Origin of the sequence: Streptomyces avidinii (assembly GCF_045161815.1) — a bacterium.
Taxonomy (GTDB): domain Bacteria; phylum Actinomycetota; class Actinomycetes; order Streptomycetales; family Streptomycetaceae; genus Streptomyces; species Streptomyces avidinii.
Genome location: NZ_CP108863.1, coordinates 2,043,512 through 2,068,914, shown reverse-complemented (window position 1 = coordinate 2,068,914; position 25,403 = coordinate 2,043,512). Strand labels below are relative to the sequence as shown.

The 25,403-nt window shown below is 68.6% G+C and carries 24 protein-coding genes and 1 pseudogene; 17 read left to right on the top strand and 8 right to left on the bottom strand.

Going from position 1 to position 25,403, the window contains the following annotated elements:
* The first annotated feature begins 28 nt into the window (after positions 1-28).
* The 6 genes and pseudogenes from OG373_RS09250 to OG373_RS09225 all read left to right on the top strand — a co-directional run bounded on the left by OG373_RS09250 (position 29) and on the right by OG373_RS09225 (position 4,912).
* Positions 29-955, top strand: a complete 927-nt coding sequence (locus tag OG373_RS09250) for a tyrosine-type recombinase/integrase (protein WP_405437354.1) — start codon at positions 29-31, stop codon at positions 953-955.
* A gap of 37 nt (positions 956-992) precedes the next feature.
* A protein-coding gene (locus OG373_RS09245) for an IS5 family transposase (protein ID WP_405443998.1) occupies positions 993-1,810 on the top strand; the annotation gives its coding sequence in 2 pieces (ribosomal slippage) (positions 993-1,335 and positions 1,335-1,810; 819 coding nt in all).
* Positions 1,811-1,817: 7 nt separating this feature from the next.
* Positions 1,818-2,027 (top strand): annotated as a pseudogene (locus OG373_RS09240) (site-specific integrase); the annotation flags it as partial.
* 1 nt (position 2,028) lies between these two features.
* A complete protein-coding gene (locus OG373_RS09235; RefSeq protein WP_405443997.1) occupies positions 2,029-2,418 on the top strand; it encodes a S1 RNA-binding domain-containing protein in 390 nt (129 codons plus the stop codon).
* A gap of 116 nt (positions 2,419-2,534) precedes the next feature.
* Positions 2,535-4,058 carry an AAA family ATPase gene (locus OG373_RS09230; protein WP_405437352.1) on the top strand — a complete coding sequence of 508 codons (1,524 nt, stop codon included), beginning with the start codon at positions 2,535-2,537 and terminating at the stop codon, positions 4,056-4,058.
* Between the two features lie 197 nt (positions 4,059-4,255).
* Positions 4,256-4,912: an HNH endonuclease gene (locus tag OG373_RS09225; RefSeq protein ID WP_405437351.1), complete on the top strand. Its 657-nt coding sequence runs from the start codon at positions 4,256-4,258 to the stop codon at positions 4,910-4,912.
* Positions 4,913-5,137: 225 nt separating this feature from the next.
* Here OG373_RS09225 and OG373_RS09220 read toward each other — a convergent pair whose 3' ends face one another.
* Complete coding sequence (locus tag OG373_RS09220; protein WP_405437349.1) at positions 5,138-6,313, bottom strand: magnesium and cobalt transport protein CorA; 1,176 nt, start codon at positions 6,311-6,313, stop codon at positions 5,138-5,140.
* A gap of 178 nt (positions 6,314-6,491) precedes the next feature.
* Here OG373_RS09220 and OG373_RS09215 point away from each other — a divergent pair, with 178 nt between their 5' ends.
* Together OG373_RS09215 and OG373_RS09210 are read left to right on the top strand one after the other, a co-directional pair.
* The gene (locus OG373_RS09215; protein WP_405437348.1) at positions 6,492-7,661 is read left to right on the top strand and encodes a winged helix DNA-binding domain-containing protein; all 1,170 of its coding nucleotides are present in this window, start codon (positions 6,492-6,494) and stop codon (positions 7,659-7,661) included.
* 86 nt (positions 7,662-7,747) lie between these two features.
* A complete protein-coding gene (locus OG373_RS09210; RefSeq protein WP_405437347.1) occupies positions 7,748-9,445 on the top strand; it encodes an AMP-binding protein in 1,698 nt (565 codons plus the stop codon).
* Between the two features lie 122 nt (positions 9,446-9,567).
* On the opposite strand, the gene OG373_RS09205 is transcribed toward OG373_RS09210, so the two are convergent.
* Entirely contained in the window at positions 9,568-10,056 is a 489-nt protein-coding gene (locus OG373_RS09205; RefSeq protein WP_405437345.1) for a glutathione peroxidase, read from the bottom strand.
* A gap of 145 nt (positions 10,057-10,201) precedes the next feature.
* Entirely contained in the window at positions 10,202-11,086 is an 885-nt protein-coding gene (locus OG373_RS09200) for a hypothetical protein (RefSeq protein WP_405437343.1), read from the bottom strand.
* Positions 11,087-11,353: 267 nt separating this feature from the next.
* Here OG373_RS09200 and gcl point away from each other — a divergent pair, with 267 nt between their 5' ends.
* Positions 11,354-13,141, top strand: coding sequence for a glyoxylate carboligase (gene gcl / locus OG373_RS09195; RefSeq protein WP_405437341.1), 1,788 nt, complete (start codon positions 11,354-11,356; stop codon positions 13,139-13,141).
* A 95-nt stretch (positions 13,142-13,236) separates the two neighbouring features.
* Here gcl and OG373_RS09190 read toward each other — a convergent pair whose 3' ends face one another.
* The 4 genes from OG373_RS09190 to OG373_RS09175 form a co-directional block, all read right to left on the bottom strand.
* On the bottom strand, positions 13,237-13,779 hold the full coding sequence (locus tag OG373_RS09190; protein ID WP_405437339.1) for a hypothetical protein: 543 nt from the start codon (positions 13,777-13,779) through the stop codon (positions 13,237-13,239).
* 403 nt (positions 13,780-14,182) lie between these two features.
* Positions 14,183-15,640: a catalase gene (locus OG373_RS09185; RefSeq protein ID WP_405437337.1), complete on the bottom strand. Its 1,458-nt coding sequence runs from the start codon at positions 15,638-15,640 to the stop codon at positions 14,183-14,185.
* A 210-nt stretch (positions 15,641-15,850) separates the two neighbouring features.
* Positions 15,851-16,750 (bottom strand): 2-hydroxy-3-oxopropionate reductase, encoded by a 900-nt coding sequence (locus OG373_RS09180; protein ID WP_397733675.1) that lies wholly within the window; start codon positions 16,748-16,750, stop codon positions 15,851-15,853.
* 75 nt (positions 16,751-16,825) lie between these two features.
* The gene (locus OG373_RS09175) at positions 16,826-17,659 is read right to left on the bottom strand and encodes a TIM barrel protein (protein ID WP_405437336.1); all 834 of its coding nucleotides are present in this window, start codon (positions 17,657-17,659) and stop codon (positions 16,826-16,828) included.
* A gap of 125 nt (positions 17,660-17,784) precedes the next feature.
* Between OG373_RS09175 and OG373_RS09170 the strand changes: the two genes are divergently transcribed.
* The 7 genes from OG373_RS09170 (at position 17,785) to OG373_RS09140 (ending at position 23,795) form a co-directional block, all read left to right on the top strand.
* Positions 17,785-18,036, top strand: coding sequence for a thiamine-binding protein (locus tag OG373_RS09170; RefSeq protein WP_390798964.1), 252 nt, complete (start codon positions 17,785-17,787; stop codon positions 18,034-18,036).
* A complete protein-coding gene (locus tag OG373_RS09165; RefSeq protein WP_397733678.1) occupies positions 18,033-18,431 on the top strand; it encodes a helix-turn-helix domain-containing protein in 399 nt (132 codons plus the stop codon). Before OG373_RS09170 ends, OG373_RS09165 begins: the two co-directional genes overlap by 4 nt.
* 154 nt (positions 18,432-18,585) lie before the next feature.
* Complete coding sequence (uraD, locus tag OG373_RS09160; protein ID WP_405437333.1) at positions 18,586-19,101, top strand: 2-oxo-4-hydroxy-4-carboxy-5-ureidoimidazoline decarboxylase; 516 nt, start codon at positions 18,586-18,588, stop codon at positions 19,099-19,101.
* A gap of 2 nt (positions 19,102-19,103) precedes the next feature.
* Positions 19,104-19,508 carry a hydroxyisourate hydrolase gene (gene uraH, locus OG373_RS09155; RefSeq protein ID WP_397733682.1) on the top strand — a complete coding sequence of 135 codons (405 nt, stop codon included), beginning with the start codon at positions 19,104-19,106 and terminating at the stop codon, positions 19,506-19,508.
* Between the two features lies 1 nt (position 19,509).
* A complete protein-coding gene (gene pucL / locus OG373_RS09150) occupies positions 19,510-20,433 on the top strand; it encodes a factor-independent urate hydroxylase (protein WP_266573105.1) in 924 nt (307 codons plus the stop codon).
* 191 nt (positions 20,434-20,624) lie between these two features.
* The gene (locus tag OG373_RS09145) at positions 20,625-22,028 is read left to right on the top strand and encodes an 8-oxoguanine deaminase (RefSeq protein ID WP_397733684.1); all 1,404 of its coding nucleotides are present in this window, start codon (positions 20,625-20,627) and stop codon (positions 22,026-22,028) included.
* 372 nt (positions 22,029-22,400) lie between these two features.
* Positions 22,401-23,795 (top strand): nucleobase:cation symporter-2 family protein, encoded by a 1,395-nt coding sequence (locus OG373_RS09140; RefSeq protein WP_405437330.1) that lies wholly within the window; start codon positions 22,401-22,403, stop codon positions 23,793-23,795.
* 103 nt (positions 23,796-23,898) lie between these two features.
* Here the strand turns inward: OG373_RS09140 and OG373_RS09135 are convergent, their stop codons facing one another.
* Positions 23,899-24,867 (bottom strand): MTH938/NDUFAF3 family protein, encoded by a 969-nt coding sequence (locus tag OG373_RS09135; RefSeq protein WP_405437329.1) that lies wholly within the window; start codon positions 24,865-24,867, stop codon positions 23,899-23,901.
* 128 nt (positions 24,868-24,995) lie between these two features.
* Between OG373_RS09135 and OG373_RS09130 the strand changes: the two genes are divergently transcribed.
* Positions 24,996-25,382, top strand: coding sequence for a VOC family protein (locus tag OG373_RS09130; protein WP_405437327.1), 387 nt, complete (start codon positions 24,996-24,998; stop codon positions 25,380-25,382).
* Positions 25,383-25,403 lie beyond the last annotated feature (21 nt).

Below are 25,403 nucleotides of genomic sequence, written 5' to 3'. Positions count from 1 at the left end.
TGTCGCTGGAATCCCGGGCGTCCGGGACATGTCGTTCGACGTGCTGGAGGACGCCAAGGGGTGGCTCCGGCGGTCTGGCACCGACAGCGAGCGGGGCGAGTTCGTCGACCCGCGCGACGGCTCCATCACCTTGACGGACTTCGTCACGCGCCACTGGCGTGCCGGCGTTCGCGGGGCGCCCGGCACGGTTAAACGAGTTGACGAGCGTGTACGACTCCACATCCTTCCGCACCTCGGTGCGGTGGCGCTGCGCGACGTGTCGGCGACCGTCCTGCGCGGCTACATAGCCACGCTCGAAGGCGAGTGCTCTCCGCGGTACGCCAGGCAGATCCTCACCTCGCTGTCGAACATCTTCGAGACCGCGATCGACGACAAGCGCCTCGTCCGCAACCCGATGCGGGCCAAGACGGTGCGTTGGCCGAAGGCCCCCGACGAGGATCGTGACGCGTGGCCGCTGGCAACGGCGCAGCGAGTGCGGGACGTGATCAATCCTCGGTATCGAATCGCGGTCGTCGTCGCGCTGGGGTGTGGGCTGCGCCAGGGAGAGGTGTTCGGGTTGTCGCCGAGGGACATCGACTTCGAACGCGGTGTCATCCGAGTGCGCAGGCAGGTGCAACTCCTCTCAGGGCGCCTCTACTTCGCCCTGCCCAAGGGCGGCAAGACGCGCATCGTCGACATGCCCCGTTCGGTGGCCACGGAACTGGCCGCGTACTTCCTCAACCATCCGGCGGTCGACGTCGAGCTCCCCTGGGGCGGACCGGAGCCCGACCGGGAGAAGCAGAGCTTCCCGCTCGTCCTCACGACGACGTACGGCAACGCCATCCGCGCCAACATCTTCAACGACGAGGCCTGGAAGCCGGCCCTCGCCGCGGCCGGAGTCATTCCCGCGCGGGAGAAGGGTGCGCGGTGGAAGGCTTCGCGCAAGGACGGCTTCCACGTGCTCCGGCACACTTAGACGGTGTCCTATGTGGCGCTGGTTCGTTGGACTCGATATGGGGCGGGGTACGTGGAGTTGGATTGTTCCGGACGGGTTGTGGGAGATCGCGGAGCCGCTGATCCCGCCGTCCAAGGTGCGTCCGCAGGGCGGCGGGACGCAGGACACGCCTGATGAAACGCTGTTCGCCGCGATCATCTACGTCCTCGTCAGCGGGTGTGCCTGGCGAGCGTTGCCACCGTGCTTCGGGATATTGAAGTCGACGGCCCACCGCCGGTTCTTGATCTGGTCGAGGGCCGGAGTGTGGGGCCGGCTCCACGAGGAGATCCTGCACCGCCTGGATGATGCCGGCCTGCTCGACCTGTCCCGCGCGGTCCTCGACTCCGCCCACGTACGCGCTAAAAAGGGGGCGAACTCACAGGTCCGAGCCCTGTGGACCGGGGTAAGCCGGGTTCCAAGATGCACGTCCTGTCGGACGCGAACGGACTGCCCCTCCTCGTCGGTGTCTCGGCAGCCAACACCCACGACAGCGAAGCCCTGAAGCCCATGATCACGAGTCACCAAACGAGACACGACCCTCACCGCGGACACTACTTCAAGCCCCAACGCCTACACGCAGACAAGGCCTACGACGTTCCCCACCTGCGGAAATGGTTACGCGGCAAACGCATCGGCGTGCGCATCGCCCGCAAAGGCATCGAGTCCAGCGAACGGCTGGGGCGCCGCAGATGGGTCATCGAACGCACCATGTCTTGGCTGACTGGCTACCGCCGACTCAACCACCGCTACGAACGACATCCCCGCAACTACCTGGCCTTTCTCGGCCTCGCCGCCGCCCTCTGTTGCTACAAACGGCTCGTCCGACTCACCACATAGGACACCGTCTTACGCCTCGGTCCTCCTCGAAGCGGGCGAGTCCATCGTCACGCTCGCCCGGTGGCTCGGTCACTCAAGCCCGACCATCACCCTGGACCACTATGCCCACTTCATGCTGGAGGCCGGCGGCAAGGGCCGCGCGGCCATCGACGCACTGCTCGGCACGGTGCCCGAGTACGCACCCGAGGCCTTGGTCTCCTCTCACGGCCGCATCTGAGATCCCGTACCGACGGCGGTCGCCTGCGCCCGGCAATGTTCCAGTCCAGCCGTCACCTCCGCCTGGTCTGGGCCGTCCTCGGCGTCTCGTCCAAGTCGCTGACGGGATCGAAGGGCTGGTCCATCTTCGAGACCTCGCAGCGACGTCCGTGGAGGCTCCGGAGGATGTCGTCCAGGTCGGTGACGATGTCACGGCCGTCGCCACCCAGGTCGATCGAGAAGGACGTCGGCTGTCCCTCGCCCTACGGACCGAAGTTCTCCCTGACTTCCGATGCCCCCAGGCTGGTGAAGGGCATGGCCCTGCTTCAACCCGGGGAACCTATGCGGTCACTACAGTAGCGAACGTGACCAATCTGAGAGCCAGCAGCCGTACGAGAACGGGGCCGATATAGGGTTCGGGGGGTCCGGGTGCCAGGACTCCACAGCGAGGGCGCCGCCGCCTCCTTCACTGGGGTCCCTCGTGCAGTTCGAAGTCCTTCCTCACGGCCAAGCCCCTGAGGAAGCTGGGATGGAGACTCGCGTCGTTCTTGTGCCCGACGCATGGGACGACTTCCACTACCGGACGACCTTCGATCTTTGGTTGTTCTCTCCCGGCGGGCGTCGGCGTGGACGCATCCCTAAGTACATCGGCAAAGTGAAGATCGCCTGCGTAGGCCAGCAGCCAGGCCTCAGCCCACTGCCACAGGGCGAGTTCAACATCCTTAACACACCAGGCGGCCCCCGCTGGTTCTCCCTGGGAGATCTGAAGTACTACGACGAGCTTCGCACCTACGTCAGCGACTTCGCTCGCGAGAGGATCCTTAACGTTCTAGGCGACATCGCCCACGGGCAGCGATCCTTTGACACAGCGATGGGCGAGCCGGTCACGGAGAAGTCACTCCTCCGGGGCGTAGAGGTACAAACGGTAGTGACTCAATACCGGCGCGTTGCCAAGGGAGGCGCCCCGCTCACGAATTACAGCTTCCGGTATACGTCTCCCCCGCGGGCCGCCGGTGATGCGGAAGCACGGCAGACCCTCACGTTCGAAGTCGACCCGGCCTCCAACCCGGCCAGCAACATTCACATCCTCATCGGGCGGAACGGTGCCGGAAAGACCACGCTGCTACGGAACATTGCGGATGCAGTGACCCGTCCGGGGCTGGCTCCGGCTGTGGACGGCGTCATCGAGCACCTAGACGTCGCTGCCACTTCGGGGGGCGCGCAGTTCGTTAACCAGGTATCGGTCACCTTCAGTGCATTCGACCCCTTCCCTGCTGCAGACGGCCATGGTGTTCCCCAGATTCCCTACGAATACGTGGGCCTGGCGGCCCAAGATGGCTCCGACCGGCGCAAGTCCCCAGACGAACTGGCGGAAGAGTTCGAGCTCTCCACTCTGGAGATCGAGGCGACGGGTAGGTGGCGGGATTGGGTCACGGCTCTTGAGCAGCTCAGTGCCGACCCGCATTTCGCTCGTTCCCGCATCCACGACTACGCACGCCACTCCCCCCACAGTCGGCTGACCCCAAAAGACCGTAGGGTTCCCGGTTACGCCAAGGAGATCTTCTCCGAGTTGAGCTCGGGACACGCGATCGTCCTGCTCACGATCACCAAGCTCGTGGAGCTCGTGGCTGAGCAGTCCCTCGTCTTGTTCGACGAACCCGAGGCCCATCTTCACCCACCGTTGCTGTCGGCGTTCGTCCGCGCTCTGTCGAACCTTCTCACCCATCGCAACGGTGTTGCCATTGTTGCCACGCACTCACCTGTGGTCCTGCAGGAAGTACCCCAGTCGTGCGTGTGGAAGATCAACCGACCCGGCGGTCGACCTCGCCGCCCACGCATCGAGACCTTCGGGGAAAACGTCGGAGTCCTCACTCACGAGATCTTCGGACTGGAGGTACGCGAGTCCGGTTTCCATGCGGAGATCGAGAAGGCCGTCCAAGAGATGGCATCCTACGAAGAAGTTCTCGCTCACTTTGGTGGCCAGCTTGGAGGGGAAGCCAAGGGGCTCGTGAGGATCCTCCTCGCCGACAAGGCAGCGGGCGAAGGCCGCTGATGTGGCCTATAGACCTACCCCGGCACCTCCCCGGCCGCAGTTACGAGACCTGCATCTCACGTACACGCGAAATGGGGACCGAGAGGCGGCGTACTCGGCTGAACGACGCCGCAAGTGCGATAGAGAAGGCTGCTCGCAGCTTCCGGAGAGCCGCCGCCTCACAAGACCTGCACCAACTTAAGGAAGACGACTTCAAGGTGCCTGGCGTATCCGACAGGAACGCCATCGACTGGATCTACAAGAACGGAATGGTCGACAAAAGAAGTCCAGGTCGGGCGATCTACGACGACCTCATGGACGCCGCAGAGGACGAGCGGTGCCCCTTGTGCGGTTGGGGCAGAGTCAGTCAGCTCGACCACTTTGTGCCCAAGAGCTCGTTCCCAGCCCTCTGCGTTGATCCGCTGAACCTCATACCGGCGTGCGGCGAATGCAACCGCACCAAGGGCGAATACTGGTCCGCCGACGTTTCCGGGACGCTGCTGCACCCCTACCTCGACCGCGTCGACGGCGACCAATGGCTGGACGCCCGAGTGATTCACGACGACCCTCTGCGGCTGGCGTTCTTCGTAACCGTACCCCCGACTTGGGGCGATGTCCTCGCGGCCCGAGTCCACCATCACTTCAATCGCTTTGGCCTGGCCAAGCTGTATGCCTCCCAAGCCAACCGGACCCTGAGGAACATCCAGCAGTCCCTTGCGGGGCAGTTGCGAGCTGGCGGCGAGGCCATGGTCCGTGCATACCTGCTGGACGCAGCCGCCAGTCGGCTGGCCGTCGAGTACAACGGGTGGGAAGGCGTCACCTACCGGACCCTGGCAGCGGACGATGCCTTCTGCTGCGGCGCCTTCCTGCGCTGACGACGACACCTCATGATGTGGATGCTGCGCCACCCGTTGTCGTTACCCTCCGCGACCGCGTGCAGTCGAAGGTGGTCGGCGGTGCGGGAGGGCCAGCCCCAAGGGGCGGGGGAGAGCCCGGCATGGGCGGGCTGCGGATTCTCCCCAGATTCTCCCCAGGGGGTCCTGCGGGCCACTTTTGAGCGTTCGCAAGAGCTAAGTTGATCAATGGTGCTGATGTACGGGCTACAGCCAGTCGCGCTTCTTGAAGATGACGTAGAGGCTGACGCAGACCACTGCCATCAGCAGGATCGCGAAGGGGTAGCCTGCCGCCCACTTCAACTCCGGCATGGTCTCGAAGTTCATTCCGTAGATGGTTCCCACCAACGTGGGTGCAAACAAGATGGCGGCCCAGGCGGAGATCTTCTTGATTTCCTCGTTCTGTTCGAAGCCGGCCTCGGCCAGGGCGCGCATTTCGGCGTTCTGTTGTTGGGAGACCAGCGTGGCGTTGACCGTCAGGATGTCCGTCAGGGCCTGGCGGAAGCCGTCGACGCGTTCGCTCGTGTGCGTCACGTGGTCGGCCACGTCGCGGAGGTAGCGCTGGAGTTCCTCGTCCGTTCCGTACTTCGCGAAGCCCGCCATCAGGCCGTGGAGCATGCCGACCAGGGGGCGGGTGGCGCGTTGGAACTCGACCATTTCGCGGGAGAGTTCGTAGATGCGGCGGGAGACCGCCGGGTCGCCGCGGAAGACCTCCGTCTCGATCTCGTCGATGTCGGTCTGGACGCCCTCGACAACCGGGGCGTAGCCGTCGACCACCGCGTCGAGGATGGCGTACAGGGCGGCCTCCGGGCCGAGGGAGAGGAGGTCCGGATTCGCCTCCATTCGGCGGCGGACCGCCGAGAGGTCCGGGGCGTCGCCGTGGCGGACGGTGATCAGGAAGTCCGGGCCGACGAAGATGTGCAGCTCGGCGAAGTCGACCTCCTCCTGGGCGTCGAGGTAGCGGGCGGCCCGCAGGACGACGAAGAGGGTGTCGCCGTAGCGTTCCAGCTTCGGGCGCTGGTGGGCTTCCAGGGCGTCCTCGACCGCGAGCTGGTGGAGGTTGAACTCCGCGGCCAGGGAGTGGAGTTCGGGTTCCGTCGGGCGGTGCAGGCCGATCCAGGCCATCCCGTCGGGCTCCTCCCGCAGCTGCCGGAAGGTGTCGGCCAGGGTGGCGGGGGAGGCGACCCGGCGGCCGTCGCGGTAGACGGCCGAGTCGATCACACTGTGGTGGTTCGGGGGAGCGGCGGCGGCCGCCGCCGGTGCGGGCTGCGGCGCGGACGGCGGTCCCGCCGGAGGGGTGTCGGCGGGCGGGGCGGCGGGGCGGCGCCACCCCGCGCGCTTCGCGGCGGACGGCGAGGGGCGGCGGTCAGGGCGCTCCGACATCGCAGGTCAGCTCCCGGTCGAACGTGTGTTTACGGGCAGGGGGCAGGATATAGGGGGAAAAGGACGCCGAGTGTGTCCGGTGCGTGCCCGGTGTGGGGGACTTCCCCTTTTCGGCCGCTCCGGCTTCGGCATGGAGTTGCGGACCGGGGCTGTCCGCAAGGGCCGTTAGCGTGTGGGCATGGCTTCCAGGACGACACATCCCGTACTCGACACCCGCGCTCTGAACCGTGCCACGCTCGCCCGTCAATTGCTGCTGAGCCGCGCCGAGATGTCCGCCCGGGACGCCGTCGCACACCTCCTCGGGCTGCAGGCGCAGAACGTGAAGCCGCCCTACTTCCAGCTGCACGCCCGACTCGCCGGCTTCCGGCCCGCCGAGCTGGCCGGGCTCATGGAGTCCCGCGAGGTGGTCCGGATGGTCACCATGCGGTCGACGATCCACACGCACACCGCCCACGACGCCCTGACGCTGAGGCCCCTCGTCCAGCCCGCCCGCGACCGGGAGGTCGCCTACTTCCGCAAGGGGCTCGCGGGAGTGGACCTGGACCGGCTGGCGGACCGCGCCCGTGCCTTCGTCGAGAGCGAGCCGCGCACCATGGTCGAGATCCGCGAGGAACTGCTCCGGGACTGGCCCGACGCCGATCCGCAGTCCCTGTCCGTCGCCGCGCGCTGCCGGCTTCCCCTGGTCCAGGTCACACCCCGCGGGGTGTGGGGGCGCAGCGGCCAGGTCCGGCTCACCACCGTGGAGAAGTGGCTCGGGAAGCCCGCAGGTGTGGAGGCGGCCGCGGCGGCGGCCGCGGCGCAGCCCGTGGACGAGGTCGTACTGCGCTACCTCGCCGCCTTCGGGCCGGCTTCCGTCAAGGACATGCAGACCTGGGCCGGACTGACCCGGCTGCGCGAGGCCTTCGAACGACTGCGCCCGGGGCTGGCCGTCTTCCAGGACGAGAACGGAGTGGAGCTCTTCGACCTCCCCGACGGCCCCCGCCCCGACGCGGACACCCCGGCGCCGCCGCGCTTCCTCCCGGAGTTCGACAATCTGCTGCTCTCGCACGCCGACCGCACCCGCGTGGTCGCCCCCGAGATCAAGGGGCGCTCGTGGACCGGCAACCAGGCCCACTGCACCCTGCTCGTGGACGGGTTCCTCGCCGGTCTGTGGAAGCTGGAGAAGCAGGAGCTCACCGTCGAGCTCTTCGGCCGGGTGTCGAAGGCGGCGAAGGAGGAGATCGTCGCCGAGGGGGAGCGAATGGTGGAAGAGATGAGCCAAGGGACGATCCAAGGGACGGGCGAAGAGAGCGCGGACGGAGCGAGTGCGTCCGGTGGGGGTGTGCGGTTCGGGGCGATCAGGGCCTGAACCGCCCGCCGGGCCCCCGCGCGTGGTCAACTCGCGGCTGACGCCGCACTGGTGGTCCGTACAGCGAACGCGGCACGATGCCTGTCATGACGACCGAAAGTACGCGGGACAGCGCCACCGCCCAGTTCCTGGCAGCGCGGGACTTCCTCCTGGAACGCCGCGGCGACTACGAGGCCGCACACGCCGGATTCACCTGGCCCCGTCCCCCACGCTTCAACTGGGCCCTGGACTGGTTCGACCACATCGCCACCGGGAACGGCGCCGACGCCCTGCGCATCGTCGAGGAGGACGGCAGCAGCCGGAGCCTCACCTTCGCGGAGCTCGCCGTACGGTCCGGCCGCGCCGCCAACTGGCTCCGCGACCAGGGCGTCGCGCCCGGCGACCGGATCCTGGTCATGCTCGGCAACCAGCGCGAGCTGTGGGAGGTGATGCTCGGCGCGATGAAGCTGCGCGCCGTCGTCATCCCCGCCACCCCCCTGCTCGGCCCGGCCGACCTGCGCGACCGGGTCGAGCGCGGCCAGGTCCGGCACGTCATCGCGCGCGCCGAGGACACCGCCAAGTTCGACGAAGTGCCGGGCGGCTACACCCGGATCGCCGCGGGCGACCACGACCGGGCCCCCGACGGCTGGCTGCGGCTGGCGGACGCGGAAGCCGCCGACGGCGATTTCACGCCGCAGGGCGAGACCCTCGCCACCGACCCGCTGATGCTGTACTTCACCTCCGGCACCACCGACCGCCCCAAGCTCGTCGAGCACACGCACGCCTCGTACCCCATCGGGCACCTCTCCACCATGTACTGGCTCGGGCTGCGCCCCGGCGACGTGCACCTCAACATCGCCTCGCCCGGCTGGGCCAAGCACGCCTGGTCCAACCTCTTCGCCCCGTGGAACGCCGGAGCCACCGTCTTCGTCCACAACTACACCCGCTTCGACCCCGAGCGGCTGATGGCCGAGATGGACCGGCACGGCGTGACCACCTTCTGTGCCCCGCCCACCGTGTGGCGGATGCTGATCCAGTCCGACCTCAGCGCCCTGGCCACGCCGCCGCGCGAGGCCGTCGCCGCCGGGGAGCCGCTCAACCCGGAGGTCATCGAGAAGGTCCGCGCGGCCTGGGGCGTCACCATCCGGGACGGCTTCGGCCAGACCGAGACCACCCTCCAGGTCGGGAACTTCCCCGGGGTGCCCGTCAAGCCCGGCTCCATGGGCCGCCCGGCGCCCGGCTACGAGATCGTGCTGCTCGACCCCGTCACCGGCAAGGAGTCCGCCGACGAGGGGGAGCTCTGCGTGGACCTGCGCACGCGGCCCGCCGGGGTGACCACCGGCTACCGCGACGACCCGCAGCGCACCGCCGAGGCCATGGCGGACGGGCTCTACCGCACCGGTGACATCGCCGCGCGCGACGCCGACGGGTACCTCACCTATGTCGGGCGCTCCGACGACGTCTTCAAGGCCTCGGACTACAAGATCAGCCCGTTCGAGCTGGAGAGCGCCCTGCTGGAGCACGAGGCGGTGGCCGAGGCGGCCGTCGTCCCGGCCCCGGACGAGCTGCGGCTGGCGGTCCCGAAGGCCTACATCACGCTCGCGGGCGGCTGGGAGCCCGGGCCGGAGACCGCCCGGCTGCTGTTCGAGCACTCCCGCGCGGTGCTGTCCCCGTACAAGAGGATCCGCCGCATCGAGTTCGGCGAGCTCCCGAAGACCGTGTCCGGCAAGATCCGCCGGGTGGAGCTGCGGGAGCTCACCGCGGCCGGGTCGGTGGCGGAGTACCGCGAGGCCGACCTCGGCTGAGCCGTACGCGAGCCCGCACGGGAGCCCGTACGCGAGCCCGTACGCGAGCCACGCAGCTCCACGACCGTTACCACGGGCTGCCGATCGAGGTCCGGCAGCCCGTACGGCCGACGCGCACGTACCTACGCCGGCAGCTGCGCCTCGATCGCCGCGATGACCTCGGGGGCCTCCGGCTCGGTGCGCGGGCGGAAGCGCGCCACGACCTCACCGGCGGGGGAGATCAGGAACTTCTCGAAGTTCCACTGGATGTCCCCGGCCTTGCCGTCCGCGTCCGGGGTCTTCACCAGCTCCTCGTAGAGCGGGTGCCGGTGCTCGCCGTTGACCTCGGACTTCTCCAGCATCGGGAAGGTGACGCCGAAACCGGCCGCGCAGAAGGTCTGGATGTCCTCGGCGTTGCCCGGCTCCTGCTCACCGAACTGGTTGCAGGGCACGCCGACGACCGTGAAGCCCTTCTCCTCGTACTTGAACTGCAGGCGGGCCAGGCCCGAGTACTGCGGGGTGAGCCCGCACTGCGAGGCGGTGTTCACCAGGAGGATCGCCTTGCCCTTGTGGGCGGCGAGGCTGGTGGGCTCGTCGGACAGGGTGGTCAGCGGGATGTCGTACAGGCTCATCGGGCTCTCCTGGGCAGGAAGTAGGCAATGCCTACGAGCTTAGGGGGTAGCTCCCCGCTCCTGTCGGGTTCACCCGGTCCTGCCGGGTCCACCGGGTCCTGCCGGTTTCTCTCGGTCCTGCCGCGTTCACCCGCCCCGGGAGGGCCTACGCGTCCGGGCCGACCATGGCGTCCGCCGGGTCGTTGACCGGTTGCGGCATGCCCGTCAGGTCCATGACGAACAGCGGTATGCCGAGCTCGTCCGCGCGGGCCCGGGCGTCCTTGGTGTACCCGGCGAGCGAGAAGTAGACGCTCGTCGCGGAGGCGGTGAGCCCGTTCAGCCAGACGCACTCGACCGCCCGCAGGCCGGCCGGTGCGGTGGTCGGGTCCACCTGGGCGACCAGGCCCGGCGCCCGCAGGTCCACGGCCGCCGAGGGGATGGGGCGCCCGTCGGGCTGCCGTACGTCCCGGAAGCCGAGCCAGCGCAGGTAGAGCGCGGCCGTGGCCACCGCGTCGCGGGCGGTACGGATGGTCACCGGCCGGAACGCGGGCCGCGGCACCGGCGTGGCCGGCGGGGGCGGGATGTGCGCCGGGTGCCCGCCCGGGCCTGCGCGCCCGGCGGCGCCCGGACCCTGGCCCGACTCCTGACCCTGACCATGCCCCCGCCGAGTGGCGGCCGACGGAGCCGCACCGGGCGAGCCGCCCGCACCGGCCGGATCCGACGCACCCGCCGGGCTCTGCGTCCCCGGAGTTCCCGTTCCCGAGCCGCTCCCGGACTCGAACCGCTCCATCGGGTGTACCGGAATCAGCACCACCGTCCCGCACGATCCGCAGCCCAGCTCCGGGTGCGGCCACTCGCTCTCCCGCCCGCAGGACGTGCACCGCACCGTCACCCAGGTGTCCGACCAGGTCCGGTGGGTCAGCTGCACGGGAGGCGCAGCCAGATCCAGCGGGGGATGGACCGGGCTTCCGCAGGCACAGGGGAAGACCGGGGCGGTGTAGCCGTTCTCGCGCAGGCACGCCGGGCAGCGCACCGGTACCGCTTCCGCCATGAGACCTGGACCCCCTCCGTCGCTGTGCGTAGGTCCATGCTCCACCACCGGCGACCGCCGGGGGGACGGTGCGCTCCATTTCCGGGGGATTCCCGCCGACGGATCAGTGATTTGTACAAGTCGCCGAGCGAGATGCGGCTTTTGGTGGCTTCCGGGGTCCCCTACCGCCTTGACGTCGAAGGAGCCGCCGCTTAGCTTGTTCCGTATAGCAGAACAAAACTTCCGGATTACGGAAAAGCCTGACCGCCAGACCCGCAGGAGAACTCGATGCCTCGTATGACAGCCGCCGCCGCTGCAGTGGAGATCCTCAAGCTCGAGGGTGTCGAACAAGCGTTCGGTGTCCCCGGTGCTGCGATCAACCCGTTCTACCGAGAGCTCAAGAACGTGGGCGGCATCGCGCACACCCTGGCTCGCCACGTCGAGGGCGCGTCGCACATGGCCGAGGGCTACACCCGCGCCAAGGCGGGCAACATCGGTGTCTGCATCGGTACGTCGGGCCCGGCCGGCACCGACATGATCACCGGCCTGTACTCGGCCATCGCGGACTCGATCCCGATCCTGTGCATCACCGGTCAGGCCCCGGTCTCGAAGCTCCACAAAGAGGACTTCCAGGCCGTCGACATCGCCTCGATCGCCAAGCCCGTCACCAAGAAGGCCACGACCGTCCTGGAGGCCGCGCAGGTCCCGGGCGTGTTCCAGGAGGCCTTCCACCTGATGCGCTCCGGCCGTCCGGGCCCGGTCCTGATCGACCTCCCGATCGACGTCCAGCTGACCGAGATCGAGTTCGACCCGGCCACCTACGCGCCGCTGCCGGTCTACAAGCCGCAGGCCACCCGCGCCCAGGCCGCCAAGGCCCTGCAGTTCCTGCTGGAGTCGGAGCGCCCGCTGATCGTCGCCGGTGGCGGCATCATCAACGCCGACGCCTCCGACCTGCTGGTCGAGTTCGCCGAGCTGGTGAACGTCCCCGTCATCTCCACCCTGATGGGCTGGGGCACCATCCCGGACGACCACGAGCTGGCCGCCGGCATGGTCGGTGTGCAGACCGCGCACCGCTACGGCAACGCCACGTTCCTCGAGTCGGACTTCGTCTTCGGCATCGGCAACCGCTGGGCCAACCGTCACACCGGCTACAACCTCGACGCGTACACCAAGGGCCGCAAGTTCGTCCACGTCGACATCGAGCCCACCCAGCTGGGCAAGATCTTCGCCCCGGACTTCGGCATCGCCTCCGATGCCAAGGCCGCGCTGGAGCTCTTCATCGAGATCGCCAAGGAGCTCAAGGCCGAAGGCGAGCTGCCGGACTTCTCCGCCTGGGCCGCCTCCGCGCAGGACCGCAAGGCGACCCTGCAGCGCCGTACGCACTTCGACAACATCCCCCTGAAGCCGCAGCGCGTCTACGAGGAGATGAACAAGGCCTTCGGCCCGGAGACCCGCTACGTCACCACCATCGGCCTCTCCCAGATCGCCGCCGCGCAGTTCCTGCACGTCTACCGCCCGCGCAACTGGATCAACTGCGGCCAGGCCGGCCCGCTCGGCTGGACCATCCCGGCCGCCATCGGTGCCGCCACCGCGGAGCCGGAGACCCCGATCGTCGCGCTCTCGGGCGACTACGACTTCCAGTTCATGATCGAGGAGCTGGCGGTCGCCGCCCAGCACAAGGTCCCCTACGTCCACGTCCTCGTGAACAACGCCTACCTGGGCCTGATCCGTCAGGCGCAGGGCGGCCTGGGCATCAACTTCGAGGTCAACCTCGAGTTCGAGAACATCAACACCCCCGAGCTGGGCGTCTACGGCGTCGACCACGTCAAGGTCGCCGAGGGCCTGGGCGTCAAGGCCATCCGCGTCACCGACCCGGACAAGCTGGGCGAGGCCTTCGAGGAGGCCAAGAAGCTGGCCCAGGAGTTCCAGGTCCCGGTCGTCGTCGAGGCCATCCTGGAGCGCATCACCAACATCGCGATGAGCAAGACGGTCGACATGAGCGACGTCACCGAGTTCGAGGAGCTCGCGACGGAGCCGGGTCACGCCCCGACCGCGATCAAGGCCCTGCAGGTCTGATCCCCCCGCACGCCCGACGGCCCCCGTCCCTCCTTCCGGAGGGGCGGGGGCCGTTCGCGTTCTCCGTACGTACGACTCCCGGTCCCCGAGCGGCCTCAGGGCTCCTGCGGGAACGGCACGGGGACGGCGGTCGGCGTCGCGGGACCGGCGGCCGCGTCCACGGCGAACGCCGCCCGTCCACCGGGCCCGTACGGAGCCTCCGGCGGGTCCGCGTCCGCCCGCAGGTCGCCGCCGTCCCGCGGCCGCACGTCCGTGACCCCGTACGCCGTCGCGAACGGCGTGTGCCGGGCATGGTCGCAGGTGACGAGGGTGCCGTCGCCGTCCGGGAGCCCGCCGCCGATGTCCTCGGCGACCTCGGCGAGCAGACCCGCGTGGACCACGGCCGGGTCGGGCGCGTACGCGTAGCGGCCCAGGGGCCGTGCGGACGGCGCGGGCAGGCCGCGTCCGGTGAGCGAGGCCCTGGCCGGCAGCAGGGTGGCCGTGCGCCGGGTGAGCGCCGCCGGCTTCCCCCATTCCCCCAGGCCGAAGCACAGGACCGGCTCCTTGCACGACCTCGTCGTGGGAGATCCACTCCGCCTCGTCGGCCCCGCCCGGACCGGGTACGCACCACGCCGACCTCGTGCAGGGCGCGGTCCCATCGGGCCGTACAAGCGGGAACGGCAAAGCGCCGAGTCACGGGACCGTCCGTGACTCGGCGCTCTGGTTTGTTACCGCCCGACGGAGCGAGGCTGGCGCGACAGGACGTTCGCACCGCCGGGCGGGGTATGTGGGGAGGAAGGTTCCGCGGGCAGGGGGCTCTGTGCGCAGCCCCCGTACGCGGAGATTCGGCTGGGACCGTGGCGGGCGGGCGACGAGAACTCCGGCGTCGTCCCCCTCAGGTCAAGAGACGGGCCTCGGAACCCATTACCACCGCACTGGCTCGCACGCCCGCCACGGTCCTCGTCCTGCCCTCACCGCGTACCACCCCTCATCCGGGTCCACGGGTCGGGCTGAGCACCCGGGGCCTGACCTCCCGTCAGGCCCCCGGTACATCCCATCGGCTCAGGCGTCGCGCAGGGCGCGGACGGCCTCCTCGACGCGCTTGCCGTAGTCGGCGTCGGCGGCGTGGAAGTGAGCCAGGTTCTTCTCGATGACGTCCTCCAGGGTGACCTGAGACAGACCGCCGGCGATGTTCGCCACCAGACGCTGCTTCTCGGCCTCCGACATCAGGCGGTAGAGCTCACCGGCCTGGAAGAAGTCGTCGTCCTTGGTGTGGGCCGGGGCCTCGTGGGTGCCCGTGTAGCCGGAGACGGCCTTCGGGGCGCCCAGCGCCAGACCGGTCTCGGCCGGGCCCCGGTACGAGTTGGGCTCGTAGTTCTTGTCGTGGCGCGAGCCGTTGCGCAGCGCCATGACGCCGTCGCGGCCGTAGTTGTCGGCCGTCGTCGCCTTCGGGGCGTTGACCGGCAGCAGGGTGTGGTTCACACCCAGGCGGTAGCGCTGGGCGTCGGCGTAGGCGAAGAGGCGGCCCTGGAGCATCTTGTCCGGCGAGGCGGTGATGCCCGGGACGAAGTTGTTCGGTGAGAAGGCGGACTGCTCGACCTCGGCGAAGACGTTGTCCGGGTTGCGGTCGAGGACCAGACGGCCCACGCGCTGCAGCGGGTAGTCGGTGTGCGGCCACACCTTGGTGAGGTCGAACGGGTTGAAGCGGTAGTCCGCGGCCTCGGCGGCCGGCATGATCTGCACGTACAGGGTCCACGAGGGGTTCACACCGCGCTCGATGGCCTGGAGCAGGTCGGTCTGGTGCGAGTTGGCGTCCTTGCCGACGAGCTCGGCGGCCTGCTCGCCCGACAGGCAGCGGATGCCCTGGTTCGTCTTGAAGTGGTACTTGACGAAGAAGGCCTCGCCCTGCTCGTTCGTCCACTGGTACGTGTGGGAGCCGTAGCCGTTCATGTGACGGTACGACGCCGGGATACCGCGGTCACCCATGAGCCAGGTGATCTGGTGCGTGGCCTCGGGGGCGTGCGCCCAGAAGTCCCAGACGTTGTCCGGCTCCTGCTTGCCCGTGAAGGGGTCGCGCTTCTGGGAGTGGATGAAGTCGGGGAACTTGATCGGGTCCTTGATGAAGAACACCGGGGTGTTGTTGCCGACGAGGTCGTAGTTGCCCTCTTCGGTGTAGAACTTGAGCGCGAAGCCGCGCGGGTCGCGGACCGCGTCCGCGCCGCCGAGCGAGTCTGCGACGGTGGAGAACCGCAGGAAGGTCTCGGTCTTCTTGCCGACGGTGTTCAGGAACGCCGCGCTGGTGTACGCGGTGACGTCGTCGGTCACCTCGAAGTAGCCGTACGCCGCCGAGCCGCGGGCGTGCACCACGCGCTCCGGGATGCGCTCGCGGTTGAAGCGGGCGAGCTTCTCGAGGAGCTGCTGGTCCTGGACCAGGAGCGGGCCACCGACGCCGGCGGTGGCGGAGTTCTGATTGTCGGCGACCGGGGCGCCGGACTCGGTCGTCAGCGTGCGCTTCGACATGGTGACCTTCCGTACGGGGTAACTGCTGACGGAAAGCGTCTTCCGTCATGCGGAACAGCCTAATTTCGGCGAGAACTAAACGTCAACAGTTTGTTGAACGAAGTTGAAGAGTGAGTGGTAATCCGGACGGCGCCGGCACTTGGGCGCGACAGGACAGGTGTCAGCACCGGCGCCATCCGGAAACTCAGGCCCCTGCGGGAGGGGAAGCGCTCAGATCTGAGCGCCGGAGAGGCGCTCGACGGCACGGAGCAGGGCCGAGTGGTCGAGGCCACCGTCGCCCTGGGCGCGCAGCGAGGCGACCAGCTGGGCGACGACCGCGCCGACGGGCAGGGCGGCACCGACATTGCGGGCGGCGTCGGTGACGATGCCCATGTCCTTGTGGTGCAGGTCGATCCGGAAACCGGGCTTGAAGTCGCGGTTCAGGAAGTTGTCCTTCTTGCGGGTCAGGACCGTGGAGCCGGCCAGACCGCCGTTGAGGACGTCCAGGGCGGCCTCGAGGTTCACGCCCGACTTCTCGAGGAAGACGACGGCCTCGGCGCACGCCTGGATGTTCACCGCGACGATGAGCTGGTTGGCGGCCTTCACCGTCTGGCCGGAGCCGTGCGGACCGCACAGGACGATGACCTTGCCGAGGGCCTCGAGGATCGGCAGCGCCGCGTCGAAGTCGGCCTGGTCGCCACCCACCATGATCGACAGGACGGCTTCGATGGCGCCGGCCTCGCCGCCGGACACCGGGGCGTCGATGACGCGGATGCCCTTCTCGGCGGCGTTCTTCGCGAGGTCGATCGAGGTCTGCGGGGTGATCGACGACATGTCGATGATCAGCGCGCCGGACTTCGCGTTCTCCAGGATGCCGTTCTCACCGTAGGAGATGGCCTCGACCTGCGGGGAGGCGGGCACCATCGTGATGATGACGTCGGCGTCCTTGACGGCCTCGGCGATCGAGCCGGCCGCGGTGCCACCGGCGGCGGCCAGGCGGTCCAGCTTGTCCTGCTCCAGGGTGAAGCCGGTGACCGGGTAGCCGGCCTTCAGGAGGTTCTCGGCCATGGGGGAGCCCATGATTCCGAGTCCGACCCAGGCGATCGACGGGAGCGCAGCGGAGTTGCTCATGATGAGGGTCCTTCTCTTAATGCTTTGTACGAAAAGTGCGTGACGTGCCTGGCTGATCGCCTGGACTTGGTCCGCCTACTGGGCGGCGCGGGCCTCGGCCGGCAGCCACGCGAAGGAGGCGGCGGCGTCGGCGGCCTTGTACTCCAGGCCTACGTAGCCCTGGTACCCGGCCTTCCTCAGCTGGTCGAGCAGCTCCTCGAGGGGCAGCTCGCCGGTGCCGGGGGCACCGCGTCCCGGCTTGTCCGCGATCTGGACGTGCCCGGTCTTGGCGGCGTACTTTTCGATGACCTCGGAGAGGTCCTCATCGTTCATCGCCAGGTGGTACAGGTCGAGCAGGAACTTGGCGTTGCCGAGGCCGGTGGCCTCGTTCACCTTGTCCACCACTTCGATGCCGGCCGGGGCGCTCACCAGGGGGTAGAGCGGCGACTCGGGCTGGTTGAGGGTCTCGATCAGGAGGATCGCGCCGACGCGGTCCGCGGCCCGAGCCGCCACGACCAGGTTCTTCAGCGCGAGCTCGTCCTGAACGGCCGGGTCCACGCCTTCGACGCGGTTGCCGTAGAGGGCGTTCAGCGCCTTGCAGCCGACCGAGGCCGCGAAGTCCGCGGCCACGTTGATGTTGGCGTTGAAGCGTTCCGACTCCTCACCGGGAACCGAGACCGCACCGCGGTCCGGGCCCGGCAGTCGGCCGGCGTAGAAGTTCAGGCCCACGAGCTGGGTGCCGGCGTCCTCAAGAGCGTTCTTGAGAGCGTCGAGCTCCTCCTGTGCGGGGGTGGGGGTCTCGATCCAGGGCCACCACAGCTCGACCGCCGTGAAGCCCGCCGCGGCGGCTGCCGCGGGGCGCTCCAGGAGCGGGAGTTCCGTGAAGAGGATCGACAGGTTCACATCGAAGCGCTGGTCCGTGTATCCCATGAGGGGTGTGCGCTCCTTCCGTATTGCGGAAGTTATTTTCTGTCTGATGGAAGATTGCATGGGGTTCCGCGCCGATGTCAAGTGCGGACTCCCGAAAAATCCTGACCGCGCGGTAGCTTGACGACGTGCGATTGAGAGTGGAGTTCACGACCGAGCCCTTCGATCTGGAAGAGGCTCCTGCCCATGCCGTGGCGGCCCGCGAGGTCATCCAGAAGGCCCAGCTGGACGCGGTGGACGTCGGCCCGTTCGGCAATACCGCCGAGGGGGAGGCCGACCGGGTCCTGGCCGCGGTGGAGGCGCTGCTGCGCGACTCCCTGGAGGCCGGCGCCACGCGTGTCTCGCTCCAGGTCAATGTGATCGGGGAGGAGGTGTCATGACCGAGCCCCGCGATCACCCCTTCATCACCGCGGTCAAGCCGCTGGTGGACGCCATGGGCGGCGAGCTGATGGATCCCTCCCTGGCACAGCCCGACGACGTCGTGCTCGCCTGGGAGGGTCAGGACCTGCTGGCCGTACGCCTGCCGCAGCTCTCGGACTCGCTGGACCACATCCTGGCGGCCCTGGAGCGCCGGTTCGGCGTACCGTTGGCGCAGCTCGACCGGAAGTCCAAGCAGGACGTCGTACGGATACTGGAGGCGCGGGGCGCCTTCTCCGTGCGGCACGGCGTGGAAACGGTCGCGGGCGCCCTGGGCGTGAGCCGCTTCACCGTCTACAACTACTTGAACAGGGACTCCGGAGCCCCCAAGGGTGCGGGTAAGAGCAGCCAGGAGTGAACGACGGCTGACTCATGGTGACGAGCCGCCGCCCAATTCACCCGGGCGGCGGCTTTTGTGTACGGGAAGTTTCAACAAAGTGTTGACGCCGTGTTGTCGAGGGCGTTAGCTATGCGCAGCCCGTCAAAGCAACAACAGGCCACGGAGGCCTACCGTGACTTCGAGTCCGACCCCGGGTCTCACCCGGTTCAACACCTTGGACGACGGCGCGGCCACGGCCGAGCTGCACGAGGTGTGCGCCAGTTCGGCGTGGGGGAGCAAGATGCTCGCCCAGCGCCCCTTCGCCACCGCAGAGTCCCTGTTCGCCGCGAACGAAGCCGCCATGGCGGAGCTCACCGCGGACGACCTGGGCGAAGCGATGGGAGGCCACGCGCCGATCGGCCGGCCGAAGCCGGGAGACCCGACCTCCGCCCGCGAGCAGCGCGGCATGGCCGGTGCCTCGGAGGAGCTCAAGAACGAGCTCCTCGAACTGAACCTGGCCTACCAGGACAAGTTCGGCCACGTCTTCCTCATCTGCGCCACCGGTGCGACCGGTGAGTTCATGCGTGACGCGGTCAAGGTCCGGATCGACAACTCGCCGGAGCAGGAGCGGGAGATCGCCCGCGGCGAGCTCGTCAAGATCAACAAGATCCGCCTCACCCGTCTCGTCGAACTCGCAGAAGGAGCGTGACCATGAGCACCGAGACCACTGCGTCGGTGTCCACGCACATCCTGGACACCAGCATCGGCAAGCCCGCCGAGGGCGTCGCCATCTCCCTGTCGGCCCGCACCGGGCTCGACGGCGAGTGGGCGGCCCTGGGCGGCTCCGCCACCGATGCGGACGGGCGCTGCAAGGACCTGCCGGCGCTGCCGGAAGGCACCACCCACGTGCGTCTCGACTTCGAGACCGAGACGTACTTCTTTAGTAAGCACAGTTCCGAGAAGCAAGCCGAGGCGCAGCAGGACGCCCCCCGCGTAAGGGACAGCGGTGCGTTTTTCCCGGAAGTGACGATCACGTTCGCGGTCACTCCCGGCGAGCATTACCACGTACCGCTGCTGCTCAACCCGTTCGGCTACTCCGTTTACCGAGGGAGCTAGCATGGCCACGATTCTGGGCCAGAACCAGTACGGCAAAGCAGAGAACCGCGTCGTCAAGATCACGCGGGACGGCGACACGCACCACATCAAGGACCTGAACGTCTCGGTCGCCCTCTCCGGCGACATGGACGACGTCCACTACTCCGGCTCGAACGCCAACGTCCTGCCGACGGACACCACCAAGAACACGGTGTACGCGTTCGCCAAGGAGTACGGCATCGAGTCCGCCGAGCAGTTCGGCATCCACCTGGCGCGCTGGTTCGTCAACAGCCAGGAGCCGATCCAGAAGGCGCGCATCCGGATCGAGGAGTACTCCTGGTCCCGGATCGCCACCTCGGACGCCAACTCCAAGTTCATCGGCTCCGACGAGGTGAACCACTCCTTCGTCCGCGAGGGCCAGGAGACCCGCGTCACCCAGATCACGTACGACGGCACGAACTGGGAGGTCATCTCCGGCCTCAAGGACCTCGTCGTCATGAACTCCACGAACTCCGAGTTCTGGGGTTACGTGAAGGACAAGTACACGACGCTGAAGGAGGCCTACGACCGGATCCTGGCCACCCAGGTGTCGGCCCGCTGGCGCTTCAACTGGTCGGACGACGAGCAGCGGATGCCCAACTGGGAGAAGTCCTACGCCGAGACCCGCAAGCACATGCTGCAGGCCTTCGCGGAGACCTACTCCCTGTCGCTGCAGCAGACCCTGTACCAGATGGGTTCGCGCATCATCAACCACCGTTCGGAGATCGACGAGGTCCGCTTCTCGCTCCCGAACAAGCACCACTTCCTCGTCGACCTGGAGCCCTTCGGCCTCAAGAACGACAACGAGGTGTACTTCGCCGCGGACCGTCCCTACGGTCTGATCGAGGCCACCGTCCTGCGTGACGGTGTGGACGCGCGCATCCCCGTGGACATGACCAACCTCTGACACGGCACGCCCGGTCCCGGGGCTCCGCAGTGGCCCCGGGATCCGGCGACACCACCCAGCTTCCTGAATCGGCACCCGGACGTATCACACGGCGCGGCAGTACTGTCAGCTGTCAAGGCCCCCGGCTCCGGCACTCAAATCCCCCGGGCCTTGCCGTGCCCCCACCGCCACTGAAAGCACGAGGAAGTCCCATGGCAGCATCGGCAGCCCTTGACAGCGCGGTCGAGCGCATCGTCATCGAGAACTGTGCGATCGCGACCGTCGACGCGAACGACACCGAGTACGCCTCGGGTCACGTGGTAGTCGCCGGCAACAAGATCGAGTTCATCGGCGCGGGCAAGGCCCCCGAGAACCTCGAGAACGTGGTTCGCCGCATCGACGGCACCGGGCACCTCGTGACCCCCGGTCTGGTCAACACGCACCACCACTTCTACCAGTGGATCACGCGTGGTCTGGCCACCGACCACAACCTCTTCAACTGGCTCGTCTCGCTGTACCCGACCTGGGCGCGCATCGACGAGCAGATGACGTACACGGCCGCGCAGGGCTCCCTCGCCGCGATGGCCAAGGGTGGTGTGACCACCGCGATGGACCACCACTACGTCTTCCCCAAGGGCTCCGGCGACCTCTCCGGCTCGATCATCCGCGCCGCCTCCGAGATGGGCGTCCGCTTCACCCTCGCCCGCGGTTCCATGGACCGCAGCGAGAAGGACGGCGGCCTGCCGCCGGACCACGCCGTCGAGACCCTCGAAGGTGCGCTCGCCGACACCGAGGCGACCGTGAAGAAGTACCACGACGCCTCCTTCGACGCGATGACCCAGGTCGCGGTGGCCCCGTGCTCCCCCTTCTCGGTCTCCACCGAGCTGCTGAAGCAGGGCGCCGAGCTGGCCCGCCGCCTGGGCGTGCGCATGCACACGCACGGCTCCGAGACCGTCGAGGAAGAGCAGTTCTGCAAGGAACTGTTCGGCATGGGCCCGACCGACTACTTCGAGTCGACCGGCTGGCTCGGCGAGGACGTGTGGATGGCGCACAGCGTCCACATGAACGACTCCGACATCGCCGCGTTCGCCCGCACCAAGACCGGTGTCGCGCACTGCCCGTCCTCCAACGCCCGGCTGGCCGCCGGCATCGCCCGCGTCCCGGACATGCTGGCCGCCGGCGTCCCGGTCGGCCTCGGCGTGGACGGCACCGCCTCCAACGAGTCCGGTGAGCTGCACACCGAGCTGCGCAACGCGCTGCTGATCAACCGCCTGAACCCGGTCCACCGCGAGCGCGCCCTGAACGCGCGCCAGGCCCTGCGCCTCGGTACGTACGGTGGCGCCCAGGTCCTCGGCCGCGCCGACAACATCGGTTCGCTGGAGGTCGGCAAGTGCGCCGACCTGGTGCTGTGGAACCTGAACACCTTCCTGCACTCCTCGATCGCCGACCCGGTCACCGCCCTGGTCTTCGGTGCGGCGGCCCCGGTCACCGCTTCGTTCGTCAACGGCAAGCAGATCGTCGAGAACAACCGCCTCCTCTTCGCCGACGAGGACGCCATCGCGGTGTCCACGCGGGAAGAGGCCCAGCGCCTCGCGCGGATCTCCGCGCAGGCCTGATCCCCCGGAGTCCGGCCGGGGGGGACGGCCCCCGGCCGGCCGCCGCGGACCCGAGCGGGGTCCGTGGCAGCCGTTCCCGGGTAGCGCCTGAGGAGATCCGAAGGCGCCCCCGGGGGCGGTGACTCGTGCCACCAGTTCTACGGCGCGCATCTCGCGCCACTGCCGCGGCACCTCCAGCTCGCGATCCGGTTCCGGCCGGAGCCGGGAGCCGGACCGCAGCGCGGAATCGAAGATCGGGCGAATCGTTTCCGCACCCCTTGGGACCAGCAGTCGCACCACCCACAACCGCATACAGGCTCGACTCGCACCGCTTTCGCACCACCTCCAAGACACCCACGTCCCTGCCGACGTGTTACCCGACCGGAGGAAGCCGTGGCCCTGCCGCCCAGGTTTCGCAAAGACGCAGTCGCAGTACCGGAGCAGGAGAAGCATCCGGTCGACGAGACCCTGCCTCCCCTGAAGATGTTCACGAGCGGCCTCCAGCACGTGGCCGCCATGTACGCGGGTGTCGTGGCCCCGCCCATGATCGTCGGCCCCGCCGTCGGACTCTCCGCCACCGAGACCGCCTTCCTGATGGGCGCCTCGCTCTTCACCGCCGGCCTCGCCACCCTCCTCCAGACCCTAGGGTTCTGGAAGATCGGCGCCAAACTCCCCTTCGTCAACGGCGTTTCCTTCGCCGGTGTGACCCCGATGATCGCGATCGGCAAGGGGGAGGGGGACAACGCCATCCCCGTCATCTTCGGCGCGATCATCGTCGCCGGGGTCATCGGCTTCTTCGCCGCCCCCTACTTCGGCAAACTCGTCCGCTTCTTCCCACCGGTCGTGACGGGTACGGTCATCACCCTCATCGGTGTCTCCCTGCTGCCCGTCGCCTTCAACTGGTCGCAGGGCGGGAACCGCACCGCCACCGACTACGGCTCCATGCAGAACATCGGCATGGCCGCCGCCACCCTGGTCATCGTCCTGCTGATGCGCAAATTCCTGCGCGGCTTCCTCCAGCAGATATCCATCCTGCTCGGCCTCGTCGCGGGCACGCTCATCGCCCTCCCGCTCGGCATGACCAGCTTCGACGCGGTCGGGAACGCCTCGGTGGTCGGCTTCCCGACCCCCTTCCACTTCGGCGCACCGCAGTTCCAGGTCGCCGCCATCATCTCGATGTGCATCGTCATGCTGGTCTGCATGACCGAATCCACCGCCGACATCCTTGCACTGGGCAGGATCGTCGGCCGTCCGGCGGACGCGAAAACCATCGAGGGCGGGCTGCGCGCCGACACCCTCGGCAGCGCGATCAGCCCGCTGTTCAACGGGTTCATGTGCAGCGCCTTCGCCCAGAACATCGGGCTGGTCGCCATGACCAAGGTGCGCAGCCGCTTCGTCGTCGCCGCGGGCGGCGGCATCCTGATCCTGCTGGGCCTGTGCCCGATGGCCGCCTCCGTCATCGCAGTGGTCCCGCTGCCCGTCCTCGGCGGCGCCGGCATCGTGCTCTTCGGCTCGGTCGCGGCGAGCGGCATCCAGACCCTGGCCGGGGCGGCCATGGAGAAGGGCGAGAACGCCCTGATCGTCGCCGCCTCCGTGGGCATCGGCCTGATCCCCATCGCCGCGCCGGAGTTCTACCACGCCTTCCCGAAGGACCTGCTGGTCGTCCTCGACTCCGGCATCAGCACCGGCTGCGTCGTGGCCATCCTGCTGAACCTGGCCTTCAACCACCTCGGCGCCAGGAAGGGCGCGGCCTCGGGGGCCGCGGCGGACCCGGTGCCGGTGCACTGACGCCCGGCACCGGCCCGGCCGGGCGCACGCAACGGCGGCGCGCACGCCACCCACTGCGGGTGTGGCGTGCGCGCCGCCGTTGCGTGCGCCCGATCCGCCCCCGTCAGCAGGTCGAGTGGAAGAGGCCGGCGACCTGCTCGGTGGCCGCCAGCCGGTTGTAGAGCTCCACCGCTGCGGTCGTCTCCGCCACGTGCACCTCGACCCCTGCCGCCCGGAGCACCTCCAGCGTCTGCCGGGCGATCCCGAGGCGCTTGTCCATACCCTGGCTCAGCACCACCGCGGTCACCCCCAGGTCGAGGAACTCGCGCACCTCCTGCGGCTGGACGCCGGGCTCGTGCCGCGTGCCGTGCTCGGACCAGTCCCAGGGGCGGCCGCCGCCCGGGTAGAGCCTGAAGTCCTTGCCGGGGGCGAGTCCTTCGGCCTCGATCCGGCCCCACGAGAGGTGAATGATGCGCGGGGAGCGCTCCGCGGCCGGGTCCGGCGCCGGGGGAGTCCACAGCATCAGGTTGCTCATCAGCTCGGCCTGTTCGATCGCGTCGTCCAGCGCGTGGTGCGTGTGGCGGCGCCGCGACAGCAGTGCGCGCGGCATCCGGCCCTTCACGGCCGCCCGCAGCGGAACCCGCGCCTTCGTCGCGTAGAGCGTCTTCATGTCCAGGCAGCCGGAGTGGCCGAAGGGGCTGTCCGCGCCGAAGCGGATCAGGTACCAGTAGAGGAAGGTCCAGTCGAAGGACGCCGGATAGCCGCACATCACCGGCTGCGCCCCGGCTGAGACCTCCCGTACCCAGGCCCGGAACTCGGACATGGCCACCGCCGGATCGGTGCCCTCCCGCACCAGCCGGTCGCGGTCCAGTCCGCTCACGGCCAGCGCCTCGGGCACGAACTCCTCGCTGATGGGACGCAACTCCCGGTAGAAGGTGAGCTGTTCGGGATCGGCGGCCGTATACGAAGCCCCGTCCTGCCGGCCCGCGACCGAGGCCCCGAAGCTGATCATCGAATACGGTCCGGGAATGGGTCCGTCGGCCTCGATGTCGACGGAGATGTACAGGCCGGGACGTGCGGTGCGGGCTGCCATGCGCCCGAGGATGCCAGCACCCCGCGCCGTGATCACCCGGTTTTCCGGGGCGCCGGTGTGCGGAATCGACGCCCGGCCGTCCCGGGGGGACCATGGGAAGCGGGGTGCCCCGGACCGAAGGAAGAGCCATGTTCGAAAACAGCAGGGCATTCAGCGGATTCGCGGTCGACGACCTGGACAGGGCCAAGGAGTTCTACGGCACGACCCTCGGCCTGAACGTCTCGCAGGACGAGGAGATGGGCCTGCTCCGCCTGGACCTCGCGGGAGGCACCACGGTCATGGTCTACCCGAAGGAGGACCACCGGCCCGCGATCTATACGATCTTGAACTTTCCCGTGGACGACGTCGAACGGGCCGTCGACGAGCTGACCGCCCGCGGTGTCGCCTTCGAGCGCTACGAGGGCTTCGAGGCGGACGCCAAGGGCATCGTGCACGGTGATGAGGGCACGCCCACCATCGCCTGGTTCAAGGACCCGGCGGGCAACATCCTCTCCGTACTCAATGGCGGTCCCTGAAGCCGCACACGGCCCTGCCCG

Bases quoted from the DNA above. Each gene is read 5' to 3' on its own strand.
- OG373_RS09200 (WP_405437343.1), bottom strand. From the start codon at position 11,086: ATGGCGGAAGCGGTACCGGTGCGCTGCCCGGCGTGCCTGCGCGAGAAC.
- gcl (WP_405437341.1), top strand. From the start codon at position 11,354: ATGCCTCGTATGACAGCCGCCGCCGCTGCAGTGGAGATCCTCAAGCTC.
- pucL (WP_266573105.1), top strand. From the start codon at position 19,510: ATGGCCACGATTCTGGGCCAGAACCAGTACGGCAAAGCAGAGAACCGC.
- uraH (WP_397733682.1), top strand. From the start codon at position 19,104: ATGAGCACCGAGACCACTGCGTCGGTGTCCACGCACATCCTGGACACC.
- OG373_RS09215 (WP_405437348.1), top strand. From the start codon at position 6,492: ATGGCTTCCAGGACGACACATCCCGTACTCGACACCCGCGCTCTGAAC.
- OG373_RS09130 (WP_405437327.1), top strand. From the start codon at position 24,996: ATGTTCGAAAACAGCAGGGCATTCAGCGGATTCGCGGTCGACGACCTG.
- OG373_RS09190 (WP_405437339.1), bottom strand. From the start codon at position 13,779: ATGGGACCGCGCCCTGCACGAGGTCGGCGTGGTGCGTACCCGGTCCGG.
- OG373_RS09230 (WP_405437352.1), top strand. From the start codon at position 2,535: ATGGAGACTCGCGTCGTTCTTGTGCCCGACGCATGGGACGACTTCCAC.
- OG373_RS09220 (WP_405437349.1), bottom strand. From the start codon at position 6,313: ATGTCGGAGCGCCCTGACCGCCGCCCCTCGCCGTCCGCCGCGAAGCGC.
- OG373_RS09135 (WP_405437329.1), bottom strand. From the start codon at position 24,867: ATGGCAGCCCGCACCGCACGTCCCGGCCTGTACATCTCCGTCGACATC.
- OG373_RS09250 (WP_405437354.1), top strand. From the start codon at position 29: ATGTCGTTCGACGTGCTGGAGGACGCCAAGGGGTGGCTCCGGCGGTCT.
- OG373_RS09175 (WP_405437336.1), bottom strand. From the start codon at position 17,659: ATGGGATACACGGACCAGCGCTTCGATGTGAACCTGTCGATCCTCTTC.
- OG373_RS09210 (WP_405437347.1), top strand. From the start codon at position 7,748: ATGACGACCGAAAGTACGCGGGACAGCGCCACCGCCCAGTTCCTGGCA.
- OG373_RS09205 (WP_405437345.1), bottom strand. From the start codon at position 10,056: ATGAGCCTGTACGACATCCCGCTGACCACCCTGTCCGACGAGCCCACC.
- OG373_RS09165 (WP_397733678.1), top strand. From the start codon at position 18,033: ATGACCGAGCCCCGCGATCACCCCTTCATCACCGCGGTCAAGCCGCTG.
- OG373_RS09145 (WP_397733684.1), top strand. From the start codon at position 20,625: ATGGCAGCATCGGCAGCCCTTGACAGCGCGGTCGAGCGCATCGTCATC.
- OG373_RS09180 (WP_397733675.1), bottom strand. From the start codon at position 16,750: ATGAGCAACTCCGCTGCGCTCCCGTCGATCGCCTGGGTCGGACTCGGA.
- OG373_RS09185 (WP_405437337.1), bottom strand. From the start codon at position 15,640: ATGTCGAAGCGCACGCTGACGACCGAGTCCGGCGCCCCGGTCGCCGAC.